The sequence below is a fragment of the Rhodococcus sp. IEGM 1351 genome, assembly GCF_030056875.1.
Classification (GTDB): domain Bacteria; phylum Actinomycetota; class Actinomycetes; order Mycobacteriales; family Mycobacteriaceae; genus Rhodococcus_F; species Rhodococcus_F opacus.
Genome location: NZ_JASHKU010000031.1, coordinates 26712 through 49706, shown reverse-complemented (window position 1 = coordinate 49706; position 22995 = coordinate 26712). Strand labels below are relative to the sequence as shown.

General features: G+C 67.6%; 23 protein-coding genes. 8 read left to right on the top strand and 15 right to left on the bottom strand.

Annotated features, from left to right (window positions below; translation table 11 throughout):
• The first annotated feature begins 720 nt into the window (after positions 1–720).
• Both QM806_RS35420 and QM806_RS35415 read left to right on the top strand, forming a co-directional pair.
• Positions 721–1641: a hypothetical protein gene (locus tag QM806_RS35420; RefSeq protein WP_283294446.1), complete on the top strand. Its 921-nt coding sequence runs from the start codon at positions 721–723 to the stop codon at positions 1639–1641.
• A gap of 12 nt (positions 1642–1653) precedes the next feature.
• A complete protein-coding gene (locus QM806_RS35415; RefSeq protein ID WP_283294445.1) occupies positions 1654–3654 on the top strand; it encodes a serine/threonine-protein kinase in 2001 nt (666 codons plus the stop codon).
• A 225-nt stretch (positions 3655–3879) separates the two neighbouring features.
• Here QM806_RS35415 and QM806_RS35410 read toward each other — a convergent pair whose 3' ends face one another.
• Positions 3880–4185 carry a hypothetical protein gene (locus QM806_RS35410; protein WP_169695651.1) on the bottom strand — a complete coding sequence of 102 codons (306 nt, stop codon included), beginning with the start codon at positions 4183–4185 and terminating at the stop codon, positions 3880–3882.
• 538 nt (positions 4186–4723) lie between these two features.
• A complete protein-coding gene (locus tag QM806_RS35405; RefSeq protein WP_283294444.1) occupies positions 4724–5242 on the bottom strand; it encodes a hypothetical protein in 519 nt (172 codons plus the stop codon).
• Positions 5243–5845: 603 nt separating this feature from the next.
• On the opposite strand from QM806_RS35405, the gene QM806_RS35400 reads away from it, so the two are divergent.
• A complete protein-coding gene (locus QM806_RS35400) occupies positions 5846–6727 on the top strand; it encodes a hypothetical protein (RefSeq protein ID WP_283294443.1) in 882 nt (293 codons plus the stop codon).
• 1088 nt (positions 6728–7815) lie between these two features.
• Complete coding sequence (locus QM806_RS35395) at positions 7816–8094, top strand: hypothetical protein (RefSeq protein WP_169695649.1); 279 nt, start codon at positions 7816–7818, stop codon at positions 8092–8094.
• Between the two features lie 479 nt (positions 8095–8573).
• Here QM806_RS35395 and QM806_RS35390 read toward each other — a convergent pair whose 3' ends face one another.
• From QM806_RS35390 to QM806_RS35380, 3 genes are all read right to left on the bottom strand, one after another.
• The gene (locus QM806_RS35390; protein ID WP_283294493.1) at positions 8574–8780 is read right to left on the bottom strand and encodes a hypothetical protein; all 207 of its coding nucleotides are present in this window, start codon (positions 8778–8780) and stop codon (positions 8574–8576) included.
• A 736-nt stretch (positions 8781–9516) separates the two neighbouring features.
• Positions 9517–10782 (bottom strand): MFS transporter, encoded by a 1266-nt coding sequence (locus QM806_RS35385; protein ID WP_283294441.1) that lies wholly within the window; start codon positions 10780–10782, stop codon positions 9517–9519.
• Between the two features lie 3 nt (positions 10783–10785).
• On the bottom strand, positions 10786–12141 hold the full coding sequence (locus QM806_RS35380; protein ID WP_283294440.1) for an NAD(P)-binding domain-containing protein: 1356 nt from the start codon (positions 12139–12141) through the stop codon (positions 10786–10788).
• Between the two features lie 102 nt (positions 12142–12243).
• Between QM806_RS35380 and QM806_RS35375 the strand changes: the two genes are divergently transcribed.
• The 4 genes from QM806_RS35375 to QM806_RS35360 all read left to right on the top strand — a co-directional run bounded on the left by QM806_RS35375 (position 12244) and on the right by QM806_RS35360 (position 16720).
• The gene (locus QM806_RS35375; protein ID WP_283294439.1) at positions 12244–13113 is read left to right on the top strand and encodes a helix-turn-helix domain-containing GNAT family N-acetyltransferase; all 870 of its coding nucleotides are present in this window, start codon (positions 12244–12246) and stop codon (positions 13111–13113) included.
• A gap of 27 nt (positions 13114–13140) precedes the next feature.
• Positions 13141–13671: a DinB family protein gene (locus QM806_RS35370; protein ID WP_283294438.1), complete on the top strand. Its 531-nt coding sequence runs from the start codon at positions 13141–13143 to the stop codon at positions 13669–13671.
• 220 nt (positions 13672–13891) lie between these two features.
• Positions 13892–14734, top strand: a complete 843-nt coding sequence (locus QM806_RS35365; protein ID WP_283294437.1) for a class I SAM-dependent methyltransferase — start codon at positions 13892–13894, stop codon at positions 14732–14734.
• Positions 14735–15322: 588 nt separating this feature from the next.
• Positions 15323–16720 carry a sensor domain-containing diguanylate cyclase gene (locus tag QM806_RS35360; protein ID WP_283294436.1) on the top strand — a complete coding sequence of 466 codons (1398 nt, stop codon included), beginning with the start codon at positions 15323–15325 and terminating at the stop codon, positions 16718–16720.
• Positions 16721–17226: 506 nt separating this feature from the next.
• Here QM806_RS35360 and phoU read toward each other — a convergent pair.
• The 10 genes from phoU to QM806_RS35310 form a co-directional block, all read right to left on the bottom strand.
• Complete coding sequence (gene phoU / locus QM806_RS35355; RefSeq protein ID WP_283294435.1) at positions 17227–17874, bottom strand: phosphate signaling complex protein PhoU; 648 nt, start codon at positions 17872–17874, stop codon at positions 17227–17229.
• A 57-nt stretch (positions 17875–17931) separates the two neighbouring features.
• A complete protein-coding gene (locus QM806_RS35350; protein ID WP_167121206.1) occupies positions 17932–18132 on the bottom strand; it encodes a DUF6308 family protein in 201 nt (66 codons plus the stop codon).
• 295 nt (positions 18133–18427) lie between these two features.
• A complete protein-coding gene (locus QM806_RS35345; protein WP_283294434.1) occupies positions 18428–19216 on the bottom strand; it encodes a hypothetical protein in 789 nt (262 codons plus the stop codon).
• Entirely contained in the window at positions 19203–19910 is a 708-nt protein-coding gene (locus tag QM806_RS35340; protein WP_283294433.1) for a hypothetical protein, read from the bottom strand. Before QM806_RS35340 ends, QM806_RS35345 begins: the two co-directional genes overlap by 14 nt.
• A gap of 52 nt (positions 19911–19962) precedes the next feature.
• Positions 19963–20298: a hypothetical protein gene (locus tag QM806_RS35335; RefSeq protein ID WP_283294432.1), complete on the bottom strand. Its 336-nt coding sequence runs from the start codon at positions 20296–20298 to the stop codon at positions 19963–19965.
• A 156-nt stretch (positions 20299–20454) separates the two neighbouring features.
• Entirely contained in the window at positions 20455–21180 is a 726-nt protein-coding gene (locus QM806_RS35330) for a zeta toxin family protein (protein ID WP_283294431.1), read from the bottom strand.
• Between the two features lie 132 nt (positions 21181–21312).
• Positions 21313–21783, bottom strand: coding sequence for a MerR family transcriptional regulator (locus tag QM806_RS35325; RefSeq protein WP_283294430.1), 471 nt, complete (start codon positions 21781–21783; stop codon positions 21313–21315).
• 150 nt (positions 21784–21933) lie between these two features.
• On the bottom strand, positions 21934–22155 hold the full coding sequence (locus tag QM806_RS35320) for a DUF6308 family protein (RefSeq protein ID WP_283294429.1): 222 nt from the start codon (positions 22153–22155) through the stop codon (positions 21934–21936).
• A 211-nt stretch (positions 22156–22366) separates the two neighbouring features.
• Complete coding sequence (brnA, locus tag QM806_RS35315; RefSeq protein ID WP_283294428.1) at positions 22367–22603, bottom strand: type II toxin-antitoxin system BrnA family antitoxin; 237 nt, start codon at positions 22601–22603, stop codon at positions 22367–22369.
• On the bottom strand, positions 22593–22856 hold the full coding sequence (locus tag QM806_RS35310; RefSeq protein WP_283294427.1) for a BrnT family toxin: 264 nt from the start codon (positions 22854–22856) through the stop codon (positions 22593–22595). The genes brnA and QM806_RS35310 overlap by 11 nt, the downstream gene beginning before the upstream one ends.
• Between the last annotated feature and the right edge of the window lie 139 nt (positions 22857–22995).

Below are 22995 nucleotides of genomic sequence, written 5' to 3'. Positions count from 1 at the left end.
CATCTGCGGGCCGAACGCGCTCCCCTGCGATATCGACATACCCCGCGAACCACTGGACCGGACCGGCGGCGACATCTGCGGGCCGAACGCGCTCCCCTGCGATATCGACATACCCCGCGAACCACTGACCCGGAAAGGTGAGGACCCCTGCAGCCCGCCGTGTACACCGGAGATTCGACGGCCGGAGGGATGCACCGACCCTGCGCGATGTACTCCTGTGCGGGAGATCCCGGGGTTACCGATGCCGGGGCCAGGAGACGAGTTCACGGTTCCCGGGCCGTTCGTCCTACTACCGGAAGTGCCCAGCCTGAGCACTCCTCCTGCTGTCGTCCCTGACGCGGTTCCACCACCGCAAGAGCCCGGTCTGGTGTTCACCGCTGCGGCCGTGGAACCCGGCGACGCAGTGACCCTGGCCGGATCAGGATGTCCCCCGGACGCTGAGGTACTACTCTCGGTCGATGGTGCGCGAGTCGGCGACATTCGCGCCGACGACACCGGCGTCTTTAGGGCACCGCTACGCGCGGTGGGCGCCGAGGTCGGACGACACGACGTGTCAGCCGACTGTGGCCCCACGTTCGCCGCGCCATTGGACGTCGTGCTCGTCAGTCAAGCCACAGGGTCCACCGCCACCGCCGTGGTGATCGTGTTCTTCCTACTCGTAGGTCTGTCGATTTACCGTCGACGCCTTCTGACTCCACAGCCGGGCCGCGGGGAGGAATCATGATCATGCGGTGGATGGTTGCGCTCGTAATTGCCGTCGGGACAGTGATACTCGTCGCTCCCGGCGCCGGTGCAGCAGAGTCGGTGGGGATGACGGTGACCGTCAACGGTCAGGACATCGCCACCGCCAGCCCGACCAATCCGGTCCGTCTCGACCCGCACAGCCCGGCTCAGGTGAAGGTGAATCTCGACAACGACACCGCGACCCCGGTGACCGTCGCTGCGGTCGACCTGTCCGGGCACGTCCTCGGGTTGACATTCTTCTCCTATCACACCGCGGTCGGATTGACCGTGGAGCCGGGACAGACCCAGGCCCTCGACTTCGAGCTCGACCTGTCCGGGCTCGACGGTCAGGCCACAGGCCTGATCAACGGGACTGTCACCGTCACCGGCGGGGACGGTGCCGTCCTCGCCGAGACGGCCACCGTCACCGATGTGCGCGGCTCAATGGTGTCGGTGTACGGGCTGTTCGGGCTCGCCCTGGCAATCCTCACCGCGCTTGCGGTACTCGATGCCGCTCTCGGCATCGCCCGGCGCCGGCTGCACGAGAACCGGTGGCGGCGCGGCCTGCGGTTGCTCACCCCGGGCATCGGGATCGGGCTGGTGCTCGCTTTCACACTGTCGGCGACCCGGGTGTGGGTGCCGACCCTGGATCGGTGGCTGCTCCTCGCCGGCGGGTTCGCGGCCGGCTTCTTCCTGCTCGGCTACCTCACCCCGACCCCGGACACGGCGGACGACTTGAACGAGGACTTCGGCGACGAGATGGACGAGAACGAAGACATCATGGACGAAGACGTTATGGACGAGGACGAACGGACCGGGCGGATCGGTGACGCCGCCACCGACCGGTTCTCGCCGGGCACCCCTGCCCCGGTGCGGCCGCCGGACACCCGCCCCTTCACCGACCGACCCACCCCCTGACCGGACCGGAACATGGATACCGACATCGATCGTGTCGCCGCCGCCCTCCCCGCGTACGAGGTGGGAGGCGAACTCGGCCACGGCGGATGGGGAGTCGTACTCGCCGGACAACACCGCGCACTCGGACGCCCGGTCGCGATCAAACAACTCCCGCCCGCCTTCGCCACCGACCCGGGCATCCGGCGACGGTTCACCGCCGAGGGCCGGCTGCTCGCCTCCCTCGACCACCCGCACGTGGTGCCCGTCTACGACTTCGTCGAACACGACGGCCTGTGCCTGCTGGTCATGGAACTGCTCCCCGGCGGCACCGTCTGGAACCGGTTCACCCGCACCGGATTCAACGCGCATGCCGCCGTCGCGGTGGCCCTGGCCTGCGCCGCCGGGCTGACCGCCGCCCACAACCGGTCCATCCTGCACCGCGACATCAAACCCGAAAACCTGCTGTTCGCCGCCTCGGGGGCGATCAAGGTGACCGACTTCGGCATCGCCAAGGTCATCGGCGGCAACGAAACCCTGGCGACCAAGGCCGGCGACGTGCTCGGCACCCCCTCCTACATCGCGCCGGAACAGGCCCGCGGCGGCGAGCTCACCCCCGCCACCGACGTCTACGCCCTCGCCACCATGCTCTACGAACTCCTCGCCGGGGAACTGCCGTTCCCGGCCGCCGACGACGCGATGGCGTTGCTGTTCATGCATGCCTTCGACGACCCCACCCCGCTGCAGGAGACCGCCCCCGCGGTCCCCGACTCGATCGCCGACGTCGTCATGCGCGGACTGGCCACGGATCCGACCCTGCGCTACCCGTCCGCCGAGTCCTTCGGGATCGCGCTGGCCTGCGCCTCCACCGGACGGTGGGGTCCGGGGTGGCTGACTACCGAGGGCATCCCGGTGATGGGAGCCGACACCATCGTCTCGGCCACCGGTCTCGGCCCCCCGCACACCCCGACTATGACCGACAGCGACGACCATCCCCCGTTGCCGCTGACCCGCCCCCACGCCGCACCCCGCCGGCCCGTCCCGGGCTCTCCCGGCACCGAATCGCACCGGGCCGACCCGGCAGCAACCACCGACCCGACGGCACCGACCGGACCCAACGATCCGACCGCCTCACCCACCGCGCCGGCACCCGGGTCGCGTGCCACCGAGCCGCCGCCGACGGTGCGCCCGTCGATCACCGTCCACGCCCGCGGCGCCCGCCTGGCCGACGTCTCCGGCGCCGACCTCGTCAACGTCCGCACGGTCGTGAAGCTCCCCTCCCCCCGCATTCCGCTGCTCATCGCCGCCGCCCTCGCGGCCATCACCGTCCTGGTCGCCTTGCTCGGTCTCGGTGCGCCCCCGACCGATGTGCCCCCGATCGGCACTGTCACCGTCGCCGGCGCGGACCCGGCCGGCGGTGCGCCCGTCCCCCTCGATCTGACCGCGCCGATACCGGTGACGGTGGCCGGTGCCGGACTCGCCGACGCCGCGACCCTGGCCCTCGACGTCCTCGACATCCCGGTCAAGAACACCGCCGCCGCACCCCTGATCAACCAGGGTGGTGCCGCGGCCGCGACACTGCCCCCACTCGGCGGACAGTACTTCGTGGCCGGAACTCTCACCGGAACCCTGACCCTGCTCCAGGCCGGACAGGTGCTCGAAACGTGGACGTTTCCGGTCCGCACCACGCAGCCGGCGACCACCACCGCGGCCGCCGTCGGACTCGCCGCTCTGGCCCTGTTCGCCGTGGCCTACCTCGAATCGTTCCTACGCTCGCTGCGCCGGGGCCGGGGCCGGATCACCGGAATCCTCGGTGCCGCCGTCACCGCCGGCGTGCTCGGCGCCGTGATCGTCGGCGCCCTCTGGATTCTCACCGCTCGCCCACCGACCACCACCACCGTGGTGGTCTGTGCGGCAGTCGCGGCGGGAGCCGGGGTCGCCGCCGCCATCGGCGCCGCCCGCATCGGCCGTCGCCGCCGCTACCGTCGAACCCACCGCAACACCAGATCCGCGGGCACCACCACCGACCAGCGGTAAAGCTCGTACCTGGCGACCGCATCGCCCGGGAACGACCCGGTCCCCGGGCGCGGCCACTCGTGGAGCGAGCCGCGAGCCCCGAATCTGCCCGGAGAGCCGGTGCCCGATGCCGGGCCATCCGGTCCTCGTCCGCAGCACCAGGTGAACGGCGGGAAGTGGGACTGTCGCCGCGAACCGCGGCATCTGAGGATGAAAGAGGTTGTCGCACAGAAGAGGATGGAGCGGTTACGGGATCTCCGGGGGATCGGGCAGGCCGATGGTGGGGCCCGGGAAGGCGATCCCGTCGGTGCCGACACCGACAGCACCGACGGTGATCCCGGGGAGGGAAACACCGGGGATGGCGACGGAGACGGTCGGTTCGGGCGGCGCAGCCGAGGGCTCGGGCGCGGTAGCTTGTGGCGGCACTGCCCAGCTGTAGCTCTCCCGCGGGTCGCTGTCGTTGGTTGCCGCGCCGGCGATTCCCCCACCGACGGACAGGGCAACTGCGGTGAAGGCGATCAGCGGGACAGCGAATTTCATAGTGTTCGACATGGTCAAACTCCTTGCGTGATGAGGTCGTGAGAGGTCTGGGGCGTCCCGGAACGGTCCGGAACGGTACGGATATCGCCGAGATCAGATTTCCGCCTGTGTACTCACCGTCGATCCCGAGAAAGTGCTTCGATTGGGCGCCCCGGCGGATCGGGAAGTCGGTGGTCTGCGGCGACGGGGAGCGGCACTGGTCCGTCCCACCTACCTGTTACCGGCCGGTCGAGCTGTGGCGCGCGTCGCGGGCTCGAGGATGAGGACGAAAGATGATCCCCGGCGGTGGAGCCGGAGTGGTCGATGCGGAAGGGGAGTTTCGACACAGCGTCTTCGGGGTGATACGCCGCCGTGCCGTGCTTGGTGTGATCGACGGTGACGGAGTCAGAGCGGGCAGCGCACCACTGTCCCGATGTCCTCGATAACCCGGTGTTCTCGGGTGGAAGGACTCGCCGCAGGTCCCTGCGCGCATGTGCCCCACGGGGCCGGCCCGTGTCTCCGTGGGCCGGCCCTGTCGAGTTCGCGATCCCTTCCGGGCAGGAGATCGCGATCAGCAGACGAACGGAATCGGGATGAAGCAGGGGCCGTTGCCGCCGCCCTGCGCAGGTGCCTGCTTGATGGTGCCGCCGTCGCCTCCGGGGGCCACTCCACCGTTGCCGCCCGCACCGTCGCCTCCGAGGCCCCAGCCGCCGAACCCGCCGCCGCCGGTGGTCGGGCCCGTGGTGGCGTCACCGGAGCGTGCGTTGCCGCCGTCGCCGCCGCTGCCCGCGTCGCTGTTGCCGTTGCCGTTGCCGTTGTTCAGTCCGATGGTCGGACCGCCGAAGGAAATTCCGGGGGCACCGGCACCACCGTCACCGGCATTGGCGTTGCCGCTCTCGGCGTTGCTCTGCGCGTCACCGCCGGTACCGGGGGCGCCGACACCCGGTGCACCGACACCCGGTGCGCCCGGGGCGCTGCCGCCGGCGCCGCCGGGCGCCGCCGGTTCGGCGGACGCGATTCCCGCACCCGCCGACAGCGCGAAGGCTGCAATGGCAATCGCCGTGATGGTGCGCTTCTTGATGTTCGCCATGTGAAACTCCTTGTGTTGCTTGCCGGTTTTGCTGTCCTGACAAGATTCCCGCGAAATGAAGCGAATTGATATCCTCGGCAGGTCTGAAGTTCCTCACCCCTGCATCGGCAGGGCATCGATACGCCCGCGCCCGGCGCTGTTGTGTCGCGGCGTCACCGAACTCGTTGGCGCACACTCTCTTCGCCAGGAATGAGACGGTTATCCAAAAATATTGGTGTAATGCGGATTTCGGTAGGACAACACCGTCAACGGGATCGCACAGGACATCCGGCGCTCCGCAGGCGATCCAACGCAACCACTTCGGGGACAACGCCTTGCAGCATGATCGGCAGGAAGATCGATCGGCACGAGCTCGACAGGGGAGCGCGCCGACGAGGGGCCGGTCTCTCCGCTGATCCTGGGTGGAAGTCGTCTTCGCCCGAGTTTTGTCCGTGTAGGGCTCGGGTCGTGGATGCGCACGAAGCGGGTTGAGCGGGTGCACGAACTCCATGGGGTGAGGAACTTCCACCCCGCTGTCGACGATTCCCCGTGCCCGTCCGGGAGAAGCTAGTAAGCGTTGATCGGCACGGAAACCCTGCCACCCCCGTCAAAGAAAGACTCACCATGAGGCCCACCGCCCTTCGCCAGGTTCTTCTGATCGGTGCTGTCGTACCCGCAGCTCTCCTGCTCCCCGCACTGGCCTCGGCCGCCGAACCCACATCGGAAGAAAGTCAGTCGGCATTCGAGCGTGAGATCGACAAGATCGGCTGGCACGATGGCTTCGAGATCACCGTCGACAAGGTGACCGCGAAATCGGACGATGCCACGACGACACTCGATTTCGACCTGAACTACAAGAACCTGGTCGGAGTCAGCCACACCCCCACCGACAGGGCCTACCTCGAGGTCGATGGCGCGGTGGTCAAGCTGTCCTTCGACAGCCCCGAGATCGCCGGCGGCGGACAAGCGTCCGGCACGGCGACCGCCTCCCTGAAGAGCCCGTCGGACGCACCCGACGTCGACGACGTCGTCGACAGCGTCGTCCTCGTTTACGGCCAGGCCGACCAGAACCAGACCCGAATCCCGCTCGCCGAACACGACAGCGTCGAGAGCATCGAGCCGAGGGGCATCCCGGCCGGGATGACATTCGGCACCGACATGGAGATCACCCTGGACGAGGCGTTCCTCTGGCCGAGCTACCAGACCGGCGAGAAGGACAAGCACGAAGTCTGGGTCAAGATCAACGCACACTGCGGACGCTGCTCGACCGGCGGCTTCTCCGATGTCAACCCCGGCGACTTCGAACTGACAGGACCGGACGGCCAGTCCAGCCGCGGCGACAAACGCGGCGGATTCATCTCCGAGAACGTCTCCTCGATCAACAAGATCGAAGGCGAGTGGATCGTCTTCGTCATGGACGAACCCACGCCCGGCCCGTACACCTTCCTGTGGGAGAACAGCAACCCGGCAAAGCCCGCGCAGGCCTCGACACAGATCACCCTCTGACCACCGGACGGCCAGGGCGCGAATCCCTGCAGCACCCACATAACGGCCGCAGCGATGCCGACCATGGACAAGGGAAGAACAATGAACAAGAACATCACTCGGGAGACCCCCGCATCTGCTGCCCTTCCGCCCCTGAGCCTCCTCGGATCGGGCGTCGCCCGTGCCTCACCGGTTCTGAAGCCGACTCCATTTCCCGAGGTCGGCCCTACCCGGTGGGGCGATAGCGTCGACCGAATCGTGGACCTGCCCGATGTACCAGGGCCTCCCCTAGGAACGGTCTCGCACACAGACTTCAGCCGGTCCCAGGGGTACAGTGCCAGGCCGCTGGTCGGTAGCTATGCGGCGGGGCCGGTGAACAGCGTCTGCTTAAGGGTCAGGTGGCGTTGCATTTCCATCCGGAATGTCCGGGTAATCAGGCTTTCCGGCGTGGAGTGTGGCCCGTGTCACGCGATCGGGCTTCGCTCGGAATCTGTCGAGCCTTTTTCGAGCGGACCTCGAATCAATAAGACTGCATCCGATCCACCGGATCTTCACCCCGGCAGTCTCAGGACTGCCTTCAGACCACCACGCGTCCAAGGGATCCGGCGGGATGGGCCAACCGTTGGCAGCCGAACTCCTGGGCGTACATCAGAAGGGATCGAATCATGAACAGCGTGTGGCGAGCCGTCGGTGTTTCCGTCAGCCTTGCAATAGCGATCGCCCTCTCGTCGGGGCTCGCTTCAGCCGACCCGGTGTTGATAAGCGGCGACCCGACCCCCGGCGTCCAGGGCTCTTTGTACCTCGACGACGCCAAGGACCCTGCATGGACGTGCGCGGTGTTCGCAACGGCGGGGATAGGGACCGCCGTCGTACCGCCGGGATTGGGCGTTGTCACCCACCCTGGCGGTTATGTCGGATTTGGTCCCGCACTCCCGGGTTATTATTCGGGACCCGCCGGTGTGAGTGGGCTCTGCTTCAGTGCCGCCCTCGAATTCACCGCCGTTCCCGGGAATGTGGGATGAGCCAATGCGACAAATCCGCTCGCGTGGAGGTTCCCCACTGCAGAACACACCGCCATCAGCACAGCGGCAGCGGCAGCGGCAGCGGCCATGATCGGAGACGACTCCGCGAGCGGCGTCGTCAGCACCCTCACCGTCCAGCTCACCGAGCTCAAACGGTGTCACCGTGACGAGATAGGCGCGCTCAGTCAAGCGCTCGAGGCCCCACACGGCGAGATCCTCGAAGACGAGGTCGCTCCGAGGTTGGTGGACGGCCGATTCGACTTCGATGGCGCCGCCTGCGCGATGAGGTGGGGTGTGTTTCGTGGGACGTCGGGCCGCGGCGGCATGGGGGCGTGCACTCGCCCCCAGGGCCGCGCGCGGCGGTGACGGCCCTCAGCGGCCGAGGGGTAGCGGCCAGAGGGTCTGGCTGCCGCGGGTCCAGCCGACGATCCCGCGGGCAGCGTGAACGGTGGATACCCCTGCCGGCGCCGAATACACGCGGTCTCGCCGAATACACGGATTGACCCAATGCGGTTCTTCATCCGGTGGCCGTCCCCGCAGCCTGATCCGTCCCGGTGAGGGATTATCCCCGGTCAGGCGCCGCGTCAACACGAACCCAGGCCTACCGACCAGCGAGCACACCAGATCGCGTCGCTGAAGGATGGCGTTCGACATGTCGCCGGCATGATTCGTCTGGATGTGCGATCGCGGACACCGGTGGGCGAGCAGGCAACGCACACCGGAAATTGTCGGGCGCCCCGGATCGAATCCCTTATGTCGGCACTTGCAGAAAGCAGGTACATTTCGGCGGAGTTTCGGTGCCTACGCGTTCCGATCGACCGCTGCCCGGAGGGCAGATTCTTCGGTCATTGCCGATCTTGGGCAGCCATCGCGACCCGGTCGAGCACCACCGGCACGCTCGACGAGATCGGACGCTTCGTCCGGAGGCCGCGCAGAACATTCAAAAGCCCGCTATTGCCATTCGGCCGAATCACCACCCCGTACCGCGCGATCGGGGTGGAGCCGACGAAGGAGATGGCCTCGATCGCGGGTTTGGTGAGCAGCTCGTCCACGGCGATCTTGCCGTAACCCCCACCGCACACACGTCGGACGGCGCCCCTGATCAGGGGGACGCCGTCCGCGAGCACGAACATCTGGTTACCAAGCTGCATGGTTGCGCGGGGTGAAATGCGGCCTCGGCGTCAGAGAACCCCCTCGTCCTGACGCAGGCCCACCGCGCTGAGCCCAGTTAGTGGGCCGTGCTTATGCGTGGGTGCCTACAACTCGTGCTGGGTGCCACGACCGAGAGGTGGAATCTTCTCTTCCGATTCGACCTTGGTCTGCCGTGGATCCGTACCTCAGGTCTACCCCGCATATTCGGTTAAGGCAATGGACGTGCATCCGGGCGCCCCCGGGCGATGCCTCCCACTCGTCCGGTAGCCGAGCCGCACAGGTCACCGACCTGATCCGTTGGGGGCGACAGAACTCACCCCCGAGGCGTACAAAGGAAAGACACCGATGAGGCACGGCACGGTGGCAACAGAGGCCACCACCCGCGCGAAATACGTGACTGGTGGAGCGATCTCCTCTCGTCCTACACCGGAGGGGACATCGCATGAGCGTTCCGTGGGTGCCGCGGGCACGATCGGATGCGTACTGGGAGACGCAAATCTGCGAGGAAGCACACGCCGGCGAGAATCCCGAAGCGAGTGAATCCACAGCGGCTGCGAAACGCCCGACCCTGGTTGACCACAGCCGTGGGCTCCGCAACATCGCCGACCCACCTGCAGATCACGGCGAGTAGTCAAGTCACCTCGGGCAGTTCGCGTCCTGGCTTGCGGGATCGTCTGCCCCTGGACCCTTTTCGCCCACGCGGGGGATGCTCGCGGTTGCCACCATGGCGGCGAGCACGGCTGCGGCGGCGAGGATCAGGTAGGCGTGGGCGTAGCTGCCCGTCCACGCCGACAACGCGGTTCCGGCCCACGGTGCGAGGGCCATGACGATGACGACCGGCGCGGACATCAGACCGTTGAGGCGCCCGTAATGGGTGGCACCCCACCGGTCGGTGATCGCGGTCGCCTGGATCAGGGTGAAGATCCCGCGGATCAGCCCGGCACCGATGGCGACCGAGATCAACGCGAGGGTGGTGGACGCGATCCCGAGCAACGCCCTAGACGCGGCGGTGGCGGCAAGGATCACCACGATCCGGGTGCGGGCGGTGGTGCGCGCCGCCAACGGCAGGTAGCCGATGCGGCCGAGGACCTGCCCGGCACCACCCAACCCCAACGTCAGAGCCGCGAGGGACGGGGAGAAGCCCTGCTCGATCAGCAACGGCACCAGGTTGAACACCCCGGCGAACGCGGCGAACGCCCCCAAACTCAGTGCGATCACGAGGGCGAGGAACGCTCGGCTGTGGGAGGCGTCGCGGTGATCGACCGGATGCGCCCCGGTCGGGGCCGGTGGGTGCGGCCACCGCCCACGGAGCCCCAGCAGGTGCCCGGGCACGGTGACCACAGCCAAGATGACGGCGAGCTCGAGATAGGTGGCCCGCCAGTCATATCGGTCCACCAAGGCCGCGGTCAGCGGGGCGAACACGGTGCTGGCCAACCCCGCGGCGAGGGTCAGGATCATCAGCGCCTTGACGTGGCCGTCGCCGTACCAGCGGGTCAGCGCGGCGAACGCCGGCGGATACAGCACCGCACCCATCGCGATCCCGGCCGCGATCCAGCCGGCGTAGAAGATCGGCAGGTTCAGGGCGGCCGCCACGACCAGCAGCGCGGGGACGGCGAGGACGGATCCGGTGGTCATCACCGCCCGCGGGCCGATTCGGTCGATGATCCGCCCGACCGGGATGCCGGTCAGGGCGGCGGCGAGCTGGGAGAGGGAGAACGCTGCCACGATCACCGGCAGGGACCACCCGGTGTCGGCCGAAATGGACACCGAGAGCACCGGGAACGCGTAGTACAGGATGCCCCAGCTGGTGATCTCGGTCAGGCACAGCACCGCCAGGACCCGCCGCAGACCACCCCGATCGAGCGTGGGGGTGGTCTGCGGCAGGGCCCTGGTGTCCGTCATCGGTTATCCGCCCGCGCGGGCGGACAGGGTGATCAGCTGCGGATCCGGGGCAGCGCAGCACCCAGCGGGGGCGTCCTCGGCGTCGGCCGGGGTGTCGGGGTCGTCGAACACCCCCGCCCCGCCGCACACCCCGGTCTCTGGGAGGGTCAGCTCGACCCGGGCCGCGGCGTCATGGTCCCCGTCCAGGGCGGCGGCGATGGAGCGGACCTGCTCGTACCCGGTCATCGCCAGGAAGGTCGGGGCGCGGCCATAGCTCTTCATCCCGGCCAGGAACACATTCGGTTCCGGATGCGACAGCTCGGCGACCCCGTGCGGGTAGACGGTCCCGCAGGAGTGCACGTTCGGGTCGATCAGCGGCGCCAACTGGGTCGGGGCCTGCAGCACCGGATCGAGGCCGAGGCGGATCTCCGACAGCCAGGACAGGTCCGGCCGGAACCCGGTGAGCACCACCACCCGATCGACGTCGTCGATGCGGGCCCCGGTGTCGGAGACCAACACCACCCGGCCGCTGTCGCCGTCGGGTTCGATGGTGGCGGTGCGGAATCCGGGAACCACCGTCAGCAGTCCGGCGTCGACCGCCTGCTTTGCGCGTAGGCCGAGGGCGCCGCGGGCGGGCAGCTGGTCGTCCTCGCCGCCGCCGAAGGTGGAGCCGACGTCGCCGCGGCGCAGCACCCAGCTGATCCGGGTGCCCGGTGCCTGCTTCTCCAAGTCGGCCAAAGCGACGATGGCGGTCATCGCTGAGTGCCCGCTGCCGGCGATCACGATGTGCTTGCCCGCATACCTCGCTCGCACTGCCTCGTCGGCGAGGTTCGGGACCCGGTACTCGATGACATCGACGGCGTCGCGCTCGCCGAGGGCGGGCAGGCCCTCCCCGCCGAGGGGGTTGGGGGTGGTCCAGGTGCCGGAGGCGTCGATGACCGCCTGAGCGGCGATGCGGCCCTCGGTGCCGTCCGATCGGCGCAGGTGCACCGACAGCGGTTCGGTGTCGCGGCCGGCGTCGACGACCCGGTCGCGGCCGCGGCGGGCCACCCCGACCACCTCGGTGTTCAGCTGCACGATGTCGTCGCCGAGCGCGGCCGCAAGGGGCCGCAAGTAGTTCTCGGTCCAGTCCTGGCCGGTTGGGTACGCGTCGTCGTCCGGGGCGGTCCAGTCGATGGTCTCGAGCATGCGGCGGGCGGCGGGGTCGATCAGTTCACCCCAGCGGGAGAACAGCCGCACGTGATTCCACTCCGCGATCGCGGCACCGGCGCTCTCCCCGCGTTCGAAGACCAGCGCCGTCAGGCCTCGTTCACGCAGCTGTGCGGCGGCGGCGAGGCCGACCGGTCCGGCCCCTACGACGACTACGGGCAAGGTGTTCATCTCGAAAATCCTTCCATCGACGTTCATCGATCCTCTAAGTTGGGAGAGTATCGACATGTGTCGATGAATGCAACCATCGACGGATATCGATATAGTGAACCCATGACTTCCCTGGACCTGCCGGCCCTCCGCACCCCCGGCGCCGATCAGGCGGATGCGCTGGCGCCGGACGATGCGGCCACCTACGCCGGGTGGTTCGCCTGCCTGGCCGACCCCACCCGGGTCCGGCTGCTGCACCAGGTCGCCAGCCATCCCGCGGGCATCACCGTCGGTGAGTTGGCCGAGGCACTCGGGATCGGGCAGCCCACCGTCTCGCACCACGTCCGCAAGCTCGCCGACGTCGGCTTCGTCACCGCCGAAAAGAACGGCACCAGCACCGTCGTCGTGGTCAACCCGTCCTGCTGCACCGGCCTCCCGCACGCCGCCGACGCGGTAATGGGCGTGCTCACCCCGCGCCCGTGCTGCCCGGACGACCTCCCCGACGACGTGACCGTCCGCCCGATGCGCGAGCAGGACTGGGAGACGGTGCGCCGGATCTACGGCGAGGGCATCGCCACCCGCACCGCCACCTTCACCACCGAAGTCCCCACCAGGGACACCCTGGACGCACAGTGGCTGCCCGGGCATCGGTGGGTCGCCGAGATCGACGACGTCGTGGTCGGCTGGGCCGCGCTGACCCCGACCTCCGGACGGGACTGCTACCAGGGGGTGGCCGAGAACTCGATCTACGTCGCCGACGGGATGCGCGGGCGCGGCGTCGGCAAGGCCCTGCTGCGCACCCAGGTCATCGCCGCCGACGAGGCCGGAGTGTGGACGCTGCAGACCTCGATCTTCCCGGAGAACCGGGCCAGCATCGCCCTGCACCACTCCGCCGGATTCCGCACCATCGGCGTGCGCGAACGCATCGCCCAACTCGACGGCATCTGGCGCGACACCGTCTTCCTCGAACGCCGCTCCCCAGTGGCCGGATAGTCCCCCTCGAACCGCCTGGGGCACATGATGTCCGAGCCGCCACCTGTTGATCGTGCCGCAATCGCCGCCGACCTCGATCGCGCCCGGTGGGCACTGCATGAGCTCCTCGATCACGCCACGGCGGAGGACTTCGAGCGCCGCTCGAACGGCACCCGCTGGACCAACGAACAGTTGCTGTTCCACATGGTGTTCGGCTACATGGTGGTGCGCCGACTGCTGGTGCTGGTCCGGGTCGTCTCCCGGCTGCCCGACCCGATCGGCCGCGGATTCTCCCGAGCCCTGGACGCCGGAACACCGGTGTTCCACCAGATCAACTACTGGGGATCGTGCGCGGCGGCCACGGTGTTCGACCGCCGCCGGATGGGCCGGCACTGCGACCGTGTCATCGCCAAACTGCAGCACTCCCTGGCCACGGAGTCCGAGACGAATCTGCGGCGCAGCATGGCGTTCCCGGTGCGCTGGGATCCGTTCTTCACCGAGACCATGACCCTCGAACAGGTGTACCGGTACCCGGGCAAGCACTTCGACTTCCACCGCGCCCAGCTCACACTCGGCTGACGCATTCAGCCGAGTGCCACAGCGCGCAGTCAGGCTTCCTGAGGAGGACTCCGCCAGCGACTCGGGCGAGCTGGCGGGGCCCGGTTCGCGGCAACGAGTCGAGGCATCAGTCGCACGTAGGCGACCATGCCGATCACCTCGCGTGCATCCTTCCGAACCAACCGGCGTCTATAGGTGTGCCGACATCCCGGCACCCGACATCGAGTACGAGGACACTTTCATGACCACCATTCCCCCCGATACAGACACCGACCGCGCGCTCAAGGCCAAGCACCGGGCGTTGTGGGCCTCCGGCGACTACCCGACCGTCGCCGCCGAGCTGATCCCGACCCTCGGCGAGGTGCTCGTGGAGGCAGCCGATATCCGCTCCGGCCAGCGGGTGCTCGACGTGGCCGCCGGCAGCGGCAACGCCGCGATCCCGGCTGCCGCACGCGGCGCCACCGTCGTCGCGTCGGACCTGACGCCGGAACTGTTCGTCGCCGGGCGAGCGATCGCCGCCCAGCGCGGCGTCGAGCTGGACTGGGTCGAGGCCGACGCAGAGGCGTTGGCGTTCGACGACGACAGCTTCGACGCCGTCATCTCGGTCGTCGGAGCCATGTTCGCGCCGCACCATCGGCAGACCGCCGACGAGATGCTGCGAGTCTGCCGGCCCGGCGGCACCATCGCGATGATCAACTGGACACCGCAGGGCCTGATCGGCAACCTGTTCAAGACCATGGGACCCTACGCACCGCCCCCGCCGCGCGGTGCGACCCCGCCGCCGTTGTGGGGCGACGAGCAACACGTCCGCGACCTGTTCGGCGACCGGGTGCGCGCGCTTGACGCGCACCGCCAGTCGCTCGTGATCGACCGCTTCGCAGACCCGACCGAATTCCGGGAGTTCTGGAAACGCAACTATGGCCCGACGATCGCCGTGTACCACCACAACGCCGCGGACCCGGATCGGATCGCGAACCTCGAGGAGGATTTCCTGCAGTTCCTCACCGCATGGAATCGGGCCGATGCGCCCGGTCGGACACTCTACGAGGCCGAGTACCTGCTCGTCACCGCACGCAAGCGGTAGCCCGCATTGGCCCTCGGTCACCGGCAGCGGGTCCCAGGATCGCGGAACTCACCGCCTTCGCCGCAGAGTTTGAGAATGGCGGCATGCGTACCACTGGGAGGTCGCCGCCCGCGCCGGAGCGAATGCGGAAGACGCTGCGGTACTACAAGCATCGAGGCCAGTTGGAGGCGCCGCCCCGGTCTTCGGCCGGGCATCGGTTCGCCTGTTGGGTTTTCCTCCTGATTCGACCTCTGTCAATATCGACGTATGTCGAAACAAGAGGTGTCGGAGAGCGGTGCGTGTTGCTCACCCTGCTGCTCCTGAAATAGCCCGATCGTCCGGATGTTCGGCCGAATCTGCCGCGGACGTAGGCGGCGGTGCGGGAATGGACGGGCCCCGAACGCCGAACCCGAAAACGTAACTGGACCCGACCACCGGCGCCGTCACGATGCAAGCGAGGGACGGTGCACCCGCGATCTGGACGCATCGGCCATCGACTGATCGGATCTGTCGGTGTTCACTCGACTCATCACAAGCAATGCGAAGGCTCGACCTGCAAGGGTGTACACCACGGCGGCGCCGCACATCGAGGCTGGGAGGACGGCCAGGATGAAACCGGAAACAGCGGAAGCCCGCATGTTGCTGTCGGCGATCGAGGAAGCCCAGAACATGGTCGCACTCGCCGACTACGACACCGGACGCCTGCGCTACCTCAACCCCGCCGGAATGCAGCTGATGGGACTGACCGACGAGGCGGCCGTCGCCGCCCGCTGGGCACCGGAATTCTTCACCGACGTCGGATTCATCCAGGCCCCCGACATGGAATCAGCCCTGCTCGAACAGGGCCGATGGGAGGGCCGGTCGGAGTTCCGGCATTTCCTGACCGGTGAACCGATCCCGGTGACCCTGTCCACCTACGTGATCGAGCACACGCAGGACCAGCGCCCTGCGGTGATCGCCTGCATCGCCCAGGACCTGCGCACCGCCCAGGAGCACGAACAGCGCCTGCACACCGCGTTGGAGGCAGCCGCGTACCGGGTCCGCGAACAACGCGCCCTCGCCGACCTGAGTCAGCTCGCCGTCGACGGCGACCTCGACCACGTCCTCGTCGCCGCGGCGGACGCAGCCGCCGCGTTGGTCGGAGTCAACTGTGCCTCGGTCGCCCGGGCCGAGGAGCCGGGCGGTGCGTTGCGGGTGCTCGCCTACCGCGGTCAACCACCCGTCCCGGACACCTTCGCCCCCGGTACCGATTCCCAGCCCGGATACGCGGCCGCCACCGATCAGATCATCATCTGCCCCGACCGGTACGGCGAGCACCGGTTCGCCACCGACGCCATGAATTCCCGGGGGCTACGGAGCGGGGTCTGCGTTCCCATCGGCGCCGAGACGGTGTGGGGAGTGCTCACCGCACACAGTGCCCGCCCCCGCGACTACTCCGACCGGGAGGTGATGTTCCTGCGCTCGGTGACCGCCGTACTGGCCGCGGCGATCCGGCGCATCGAGGCAGAAGACGCGCTGCGGCATCTGAGCCTGCACGATTCACTGACCGGGCTACCCAACCGCGCCCTGGCGCATCAGCAGATCGACGCCGCCCTGGACACCGCACGCGGAAGCGGGCGCACGGTGGCGGCGCTGCTGATCGACCTCGACGAGTTCAAAACCCTCAACGACCGGCTCGGCCACGCCGTCGGCGACGACGCCCTCATCCGGCTGGCCGAACAACTGCAATCGGTCATACGCCCCACCGACACCGTCGCCCGGATCGGCGGCGACGAATTCCTCATCGTCTGCCCCGACACCACCACCACCGAGGCCATCACCCTCGCCACCCGCATCACCGAACTGCACATCGGACCCGACTCGCCCGGACGCGAACTTCGCTACACCGCCAGCGTCGGCATCGCCCTCGCCCGACCGGAAGACACCCGAGTAACGCTCATCCGACGCGCCGACGCCGCCATGTACCAAGCCAAAACCACCGGAAGCGGACACACCCTCGCCCCCTGACACGCCCCCACCCCCCGAACCCAAGCACACCGCCACCGACATTCATTGTGCCGCAGAATGTTCCTACCGAAGCACCAAGCACGCCACCCAGGCCAGCCGAGCGTCGCCGAACCTGACCTGCCCCCACCAGGCTCCGGGGAGCGGATGCTTGCGACCGGGCCTCGGCCGGCACGAAAACCCACGGTGCATCACCCCAGACGCGAACTCGCCCACAGGCCCACACCAGACCCCCGCACCCCATCGGCTCAGCGACGACGAATACACCCGCGCCCACGCCGCCGCCCGCACCACCGCACAAACCTCGAAACCTCCGGTCCACGACCGCATCACCGCCGCCCGCGACACCGAACAACCCGAATAGCAGGTTCGGTCGGGGGGTGAAGAACAGCGCCATCGACATGAAGAACCACACCACCATTGCCGCCATCGGCACGAACGCGCACACCAACGGGCAGGGCGAAGTCCACACTCGGATCGGCGGCGATGCGGCCCGTGACGGCGACGACCTACGGGGTCATCTGTTCCCCGGTGACGAGGAAAATCACCCGGCGCCCGACCACCACGGCATGGTCACCGAAGCGCTCGTAGAAACGCCCCAACAAGGTCACATCGACCGCGGCCGGGATGCTGCCGGTCCAGGCCGGATCCTCGATCAAGGTGAGCAGCCGTCGATGCAGATCGTCGAGCTCGTCATCGCGCCTACCGAGCTCAGCGGCCAGTTCGGGATCGTGCGTGCGCAGAACCCGTTCGGCGAGGCCGGCCAACTCGGCCGCCACCCGCCCCATCTCGGAGAGCAATTCCTCCGCCTCACCGGAAGCGACGTGCTCGGGATGACGGCGGCGGACGCTTTCGGCCACATGCTGCACGAGCCCGCCCATCCGGCTCAGATCCGCCACCAGGTGCACACCGGTGACCACCTGACGCAGATCACGCGCCACCGGGCCCTGCAACGCCAACAGCGCCATCGCCAGGTCCTCACACGGACCGCGCAGTTCCTCGATCTGATCGTTCAGGTCGAACACCCGCTCCGCCAGGGGCAGGTCCGCCAGCACCAGGGCCTCGGTCGCCGCCTGCACCGCATCCCCGGCCAGCCGGCACATCGACGCCAAACGGTCCGTCAGCTCGTCGAGCTGCTCATGAAACTTCATCCGCATACCCATCATCCTCCTGCACCTGCCGAAGACCCCACCCGGACGTGTCACCTTCCCAGGTCAGAGCGCTCGCCCAGGCCGCGACTTCTCCCCGTCCATCCACGCGATCACATCGAACACGCGGAGCGCGGAGATCTCCTCGGGGAGGCCGGCCTCCTCCCGGATCGACAGCAACCGGTGATGCAACGCCCCGTCGTCGGCGCGCAACGCCTCCCGGACCGAGTTCAGATGTGCCCGGGCGGTGCCCAGGACCTGACTCACGACCGAAACCGAAGATCGGGTACAGCAGGAGGCGTTTGCGGGCGATCAGGTCCGTCGCCTTCGTCCGCCCGATCCCCGGCAGCGCCCACAGGGCGATTTCCAGGTCCCAGGCGGGCCGCCCAGGGGTCAGCGGGTCCGGTTCATCGAACCGGGCCCCGATCCGGTCCCACCGCCGCCAGAAGCGCGCTCAGCGCCTCCGCCTCGGTGTGCAGGATCGCCCCGCACCGCCGTCGGGGGAACCTGCGATCTACGCCACGTCCGCGCCCGGTAGAGCGGCAGTCGACAAAGTGTCTCATTATCGTGTATTCCGTTGCTGCAGAGGAGCTCTCGTTCTCGGCTCCTGAACCAGCAGTAGCAACGCATCACGTCCTCGTCTCCGGCGCTGCTCGGGCATCACCAGCCACGACCGATGATCCGGATCGACTAACACCTCGGCCAGGGCTCGGACTCTGCCGCGATCGCTTCCCCTCATCCGTGCCCGATCGGCCATGGGGTTCTCGATGGCGCACGCCAACACCACGGCATCGTCGAGATGACGCCCCCGATCGCGGGGATCTTCCAGGTAGGCTGCGCCCTTGAGCACCAACGCCCCCAGGATATCGGGCACACTCAACTTGGTTGACACCCCATCGATCTCGATCAGGCAGTCCACCGTCTTGCGCAACGCGGACGTGCCCGCAGGAACGGCGAACACCTCACGTCCCGACACCCTCGGCCGATACCGGGGTGCCAGGTGGTCGGCGACCATCACATCGACCTGCTCGACACCACCCGAACGTACGAACCGGTGCACCCGCCCCCTCACCGGCATCTGCAACTCGTATCCGAGCTGCTCGAGCCGGGCACGGACACCGCCGAACGTCGCGGCACCGGTCTCCACATGCAGAATCATGTCGACATCGACCGTCGCCCGGGTCGGCGGCACACCCGCGCGGACCGCATGAAGCTGAACCATCAACCCGCCGATCAACGTCCACTGCTCGGACGGAATCATCTGGGCGATCTCGGCGGCCTGCGGCCACGGCGGCCCCCACCCACCGACCGGTGCCTGCACCGTCCACACCGGCCGCTCACCGGAAATCATCGAGCAACTCCCCCAGCACCCGCGCCCCGGCGCTGCGCTCCCGGGTGTCGAGCGACTCCATCAAATCCACCGCAACAGTCGCCACCGGCAACGTCGTCGTCGTGAAAAACCGGTCCAGCGCAGTGACCACCCGCAACGTCACGTCCCCCTCACCGTCCGCCACCAAACCGAAGGTATCGATCACACCGTCGAGGTCGTCGCCGACCACATACCCGTCCACCGCACCACCAGCCCTTCCCGACAAACCGAACCGGCCCGCCACCCCCGGAACATGGGTCAGCGCACTGACCCCGGTGGCCGCCACGTACCCGCCGGTGACAAGAGTGTTCAGATCATCACCCCACCCCCGCATCCGGTGCACCCGCGCGCGCCGGCGGGCAAGAAACGCCACCTCGGTCGCGCTCGCCCGGCGCAGCCGATGCCTCAAACGACTCACCTGCGACCGAGAAATCCAATCCACCCCCACACCAGACAACATCGCCAACGCCGCCCACGCCACATCCCCGTTCCACGGCCGACCCCGATGGCGGCCCGCCTGCGCCACACGGTGCACCGACCCCGCATCCAACAACAACGCCTTCCCCACCTCCCGCGTGACCACCAACTCCCCCGCCCGCGCGAGACGAGTGACCTGCCGGCCGGACACGCCCAGCTCGGCAGCCGCCGCCGACACCGACATCTCACCCATACGCATATGGTCGCACCTGCGACTATATAACGCAATAAGTGCAGTTCAATAGACCTATTTAGCCGTTGCCCGACTGCGACCGGGCATTCCCGTCCGACACGTCCAGGACTGCGACGTCGTCGCACACCACGAGTTGCGCCAAGGACTTCCCCGCCAAGAGCCGCTTTCGGATGATCAAGTCCGGTGGGATGTCCTGGCCACGCAGGATGCCTTCGGCGACCACCGCACCCACGGACAGCCCGAGATACAGGTAACCGCCCAGCGCGGCCCCACCCGGGCACACGGCCCGGTCGTGGACCGGCTCGAAACGCCCCTGCGCCGGAATGGCAGACGTGCGGGTATCGAGGGTGCGTGCATCGATCCAGGGTGCGATGTTGATGCGGCCCAAACGCATTCGGAGGATATGCCGATGACGTCCAGCGCACCCGCCACACCGGTGTCCCCGCCGCGATGGTGTCAATGTTCGCCGGATTGCCGTTGTACGCCCCCACTCTCCTACATTCCCCGCTCGGCCACGCTGATCATGCTCGCCACGGCAGACAGGGTCTCCTTACTCGACCAGCTTGCCCTCAATGCGCCGAGAGACCAGCGGCTCGTCGCCGAGTCTCGGATCGATGTGGATAAGGGTGACCTGCGTAATCGACGCTGCGAGAGAACTTTCGAACGCAGCGCGGGCGTGGGCTGCGCAACGGCTCACCGGACCATTCTCATAGAGAATGTCGATCGCCGCGGGCGGCGTGAACCTACCTCCCATCCAGTCCTGTCCGCTGATTCCTTTGCGCCGGCCCTCCCACCACCGAAGCACCGCCTGCTCGTGGGCTACCGATGCCGGTACTTCGACGTCGACAATGCGAACATCGGTGTACGCATGCTCACTGAGTTGGGCCATGAGGATGTCTCCGAGCGGACCCCACTGCAACGTACCTTCGATGACGACGTTCTCGCGTCGCTGCAGGCACACTTCGCGGACGTCGTCGATGACTTCCGTGGATTCGGCGTGGACCAAGGCCGCGAGTTCCCGGGGGGCTATCGGATGCGAATCGGCGAGCACCGTCGACAGGAGCTCCGCATAGTGACCATCGCTGATTGCGCGGCGCAAGAGTTCATCCTTGACGCGGTCCGCGTCGAGATATCGGTAGCTACCGTCGACCAGACCACGCTCGCGTAGGGCAGTGGACTTGCCGGCACCCGGGGGACCCGCAGAGATTATCGCAGCGCATTGCCCGTCACGATCCGGCTCTGCCAGGTCGAGGTACCACTCGATGACCTCCCGCAACGTCCGGTCCCTATAACGATCACCCTCATAACAGGGCAGCGGTGCTCAGGCCGCTTGCAAAATGCAACGGCTGCCCTATTTGGCTGAGATGCACTAACTGACGAGAGACCACCGCGCGCAGCGGGTCTGCGATCACGCTCGCCCTCGAGCCTTAGCGCGCTGCGCCTCTCGCGCTCCCCGCGTGCAATCGAACAGGACCTCCCACTCGTCCTCACTGAGCAGACCTCGCCGGTACGCACGCCGGATGTCGTCCCAGCTGCCCTTGGCGTAAGCGTCCATCGGCTGGCCCCCTTCAGTGGGCACGTAACCGAACGTGTAGTTCCAGTGCACCAGCCTGTCCAGCATTTCAGCATCGGTGATCACACCGGCCGAACGCTGGTAAATAACCTCCTGCGGGGTTTCCGCGAGTTCATCAGGCTGCTGCAGAACGCGTTGCGCGAGCCGGTGGACTTGAGTGGCCGAGATTTCGAGAAGGTCCGCGATCTCCCGCAACGTGTAGCCCTCGTCCTGCGCCTTGCCGATCAACCGCAGACGGTCCAGGCGCACGAGATGTTCTCGGGCGGAGTTGGCAGTAAGCGCGGTTCTGGTGTCGGTGACGGTCATACTCGCCCTCCTTCCCCATCTTGTTCCAAATTAAAACACCAATGTGGAAGTTTGGCCTTCCGATGACCGAAGAGCAGAGCCTTCAGCACGCTCTGACGGGTGGTCATTCCGAGGCCGTCTGCAACTACTGCACCGCCACAGTGGGACGTGTCATCTTTCCAGGTCAGAGCCGATGCCCCGGCCGCGGTTCTTGCCGTCCATCCAGATGATCACGTCGAAGACGCGCAGTACGGAGATCTCCTCGGGGAGGCCGGCGGCGTCGCGGATCGACAGCAACCGGTGATGCAACGCCGCGTCGTCGGCGCGCAGCGCCTCCGCCTTCGGTGCCCAGGATCGCCCGCGGCGCCCTCGGCGGGACCTGCACCGACACAAACACCCGCCGCAACCAGATCATCCGCGGTGAACCGATCCGACTCCCCCCCGGGCGCCGGTGCTCGACCAGGAATCGAAATGCGCACCGACATAGGCGCCTTCGCCCATATGGGGGCCAACTCGCGGCGACGGAACTACCGCCCCCACACCGAGACCACCGAGCCGAGTCCACGGATGGAGCCCTCCGTACCGCCACGCCACCGCGGCAGGATCAGGCGACCCTTGAGCCGTTGCGTTCGAGCCTCTCGGCGATCCACACCTTGATCAGCGACTGCCGGGTAACCCCGAGACGAGTCGCCTCACGATCCAACTCAGCGATCATCCACGCCGGGAAGTCGACATTGACACGCCGCTGCTCCTCACCCGGCCGCCGGGCCCTGGCCGTATCGAGCGCGAACGTCACGTCCTCGCCGGCATCAAAACGCTCGTCGAACTCGTCAGCTCTCATAAAGCGCCACCTCTCCATCACGTGAGCGCCGAACCGAGATGATCCGGGTCCGGTCCGCACGATAGGTCACCACCGCGGACCACCATTTTCCGTCAATCACACCGATCACCAGCCACCTCGGCTCATTCGTAGTTCTCGCGGGCACCTCGAGCCGGTGAGGATCTCGCCACAATGCCTGCGCCGACAGAAAATCGATGCCGTGCTTGGCCAGGTTCGCTTCGCTCTTGTTCGGATCGAACTCAAACCCAGACATGTATAGAAACTATACCATTTTGGCTGGAGGAGTTCCCCGCTTTCCCACGCCAGCTCAGGCCGGAAACTACAACGTACGATCCGACACCGGCGGCACGGCACCAGAGCTGATCCAGCGAATGGTGCCTCGACCGATCGGT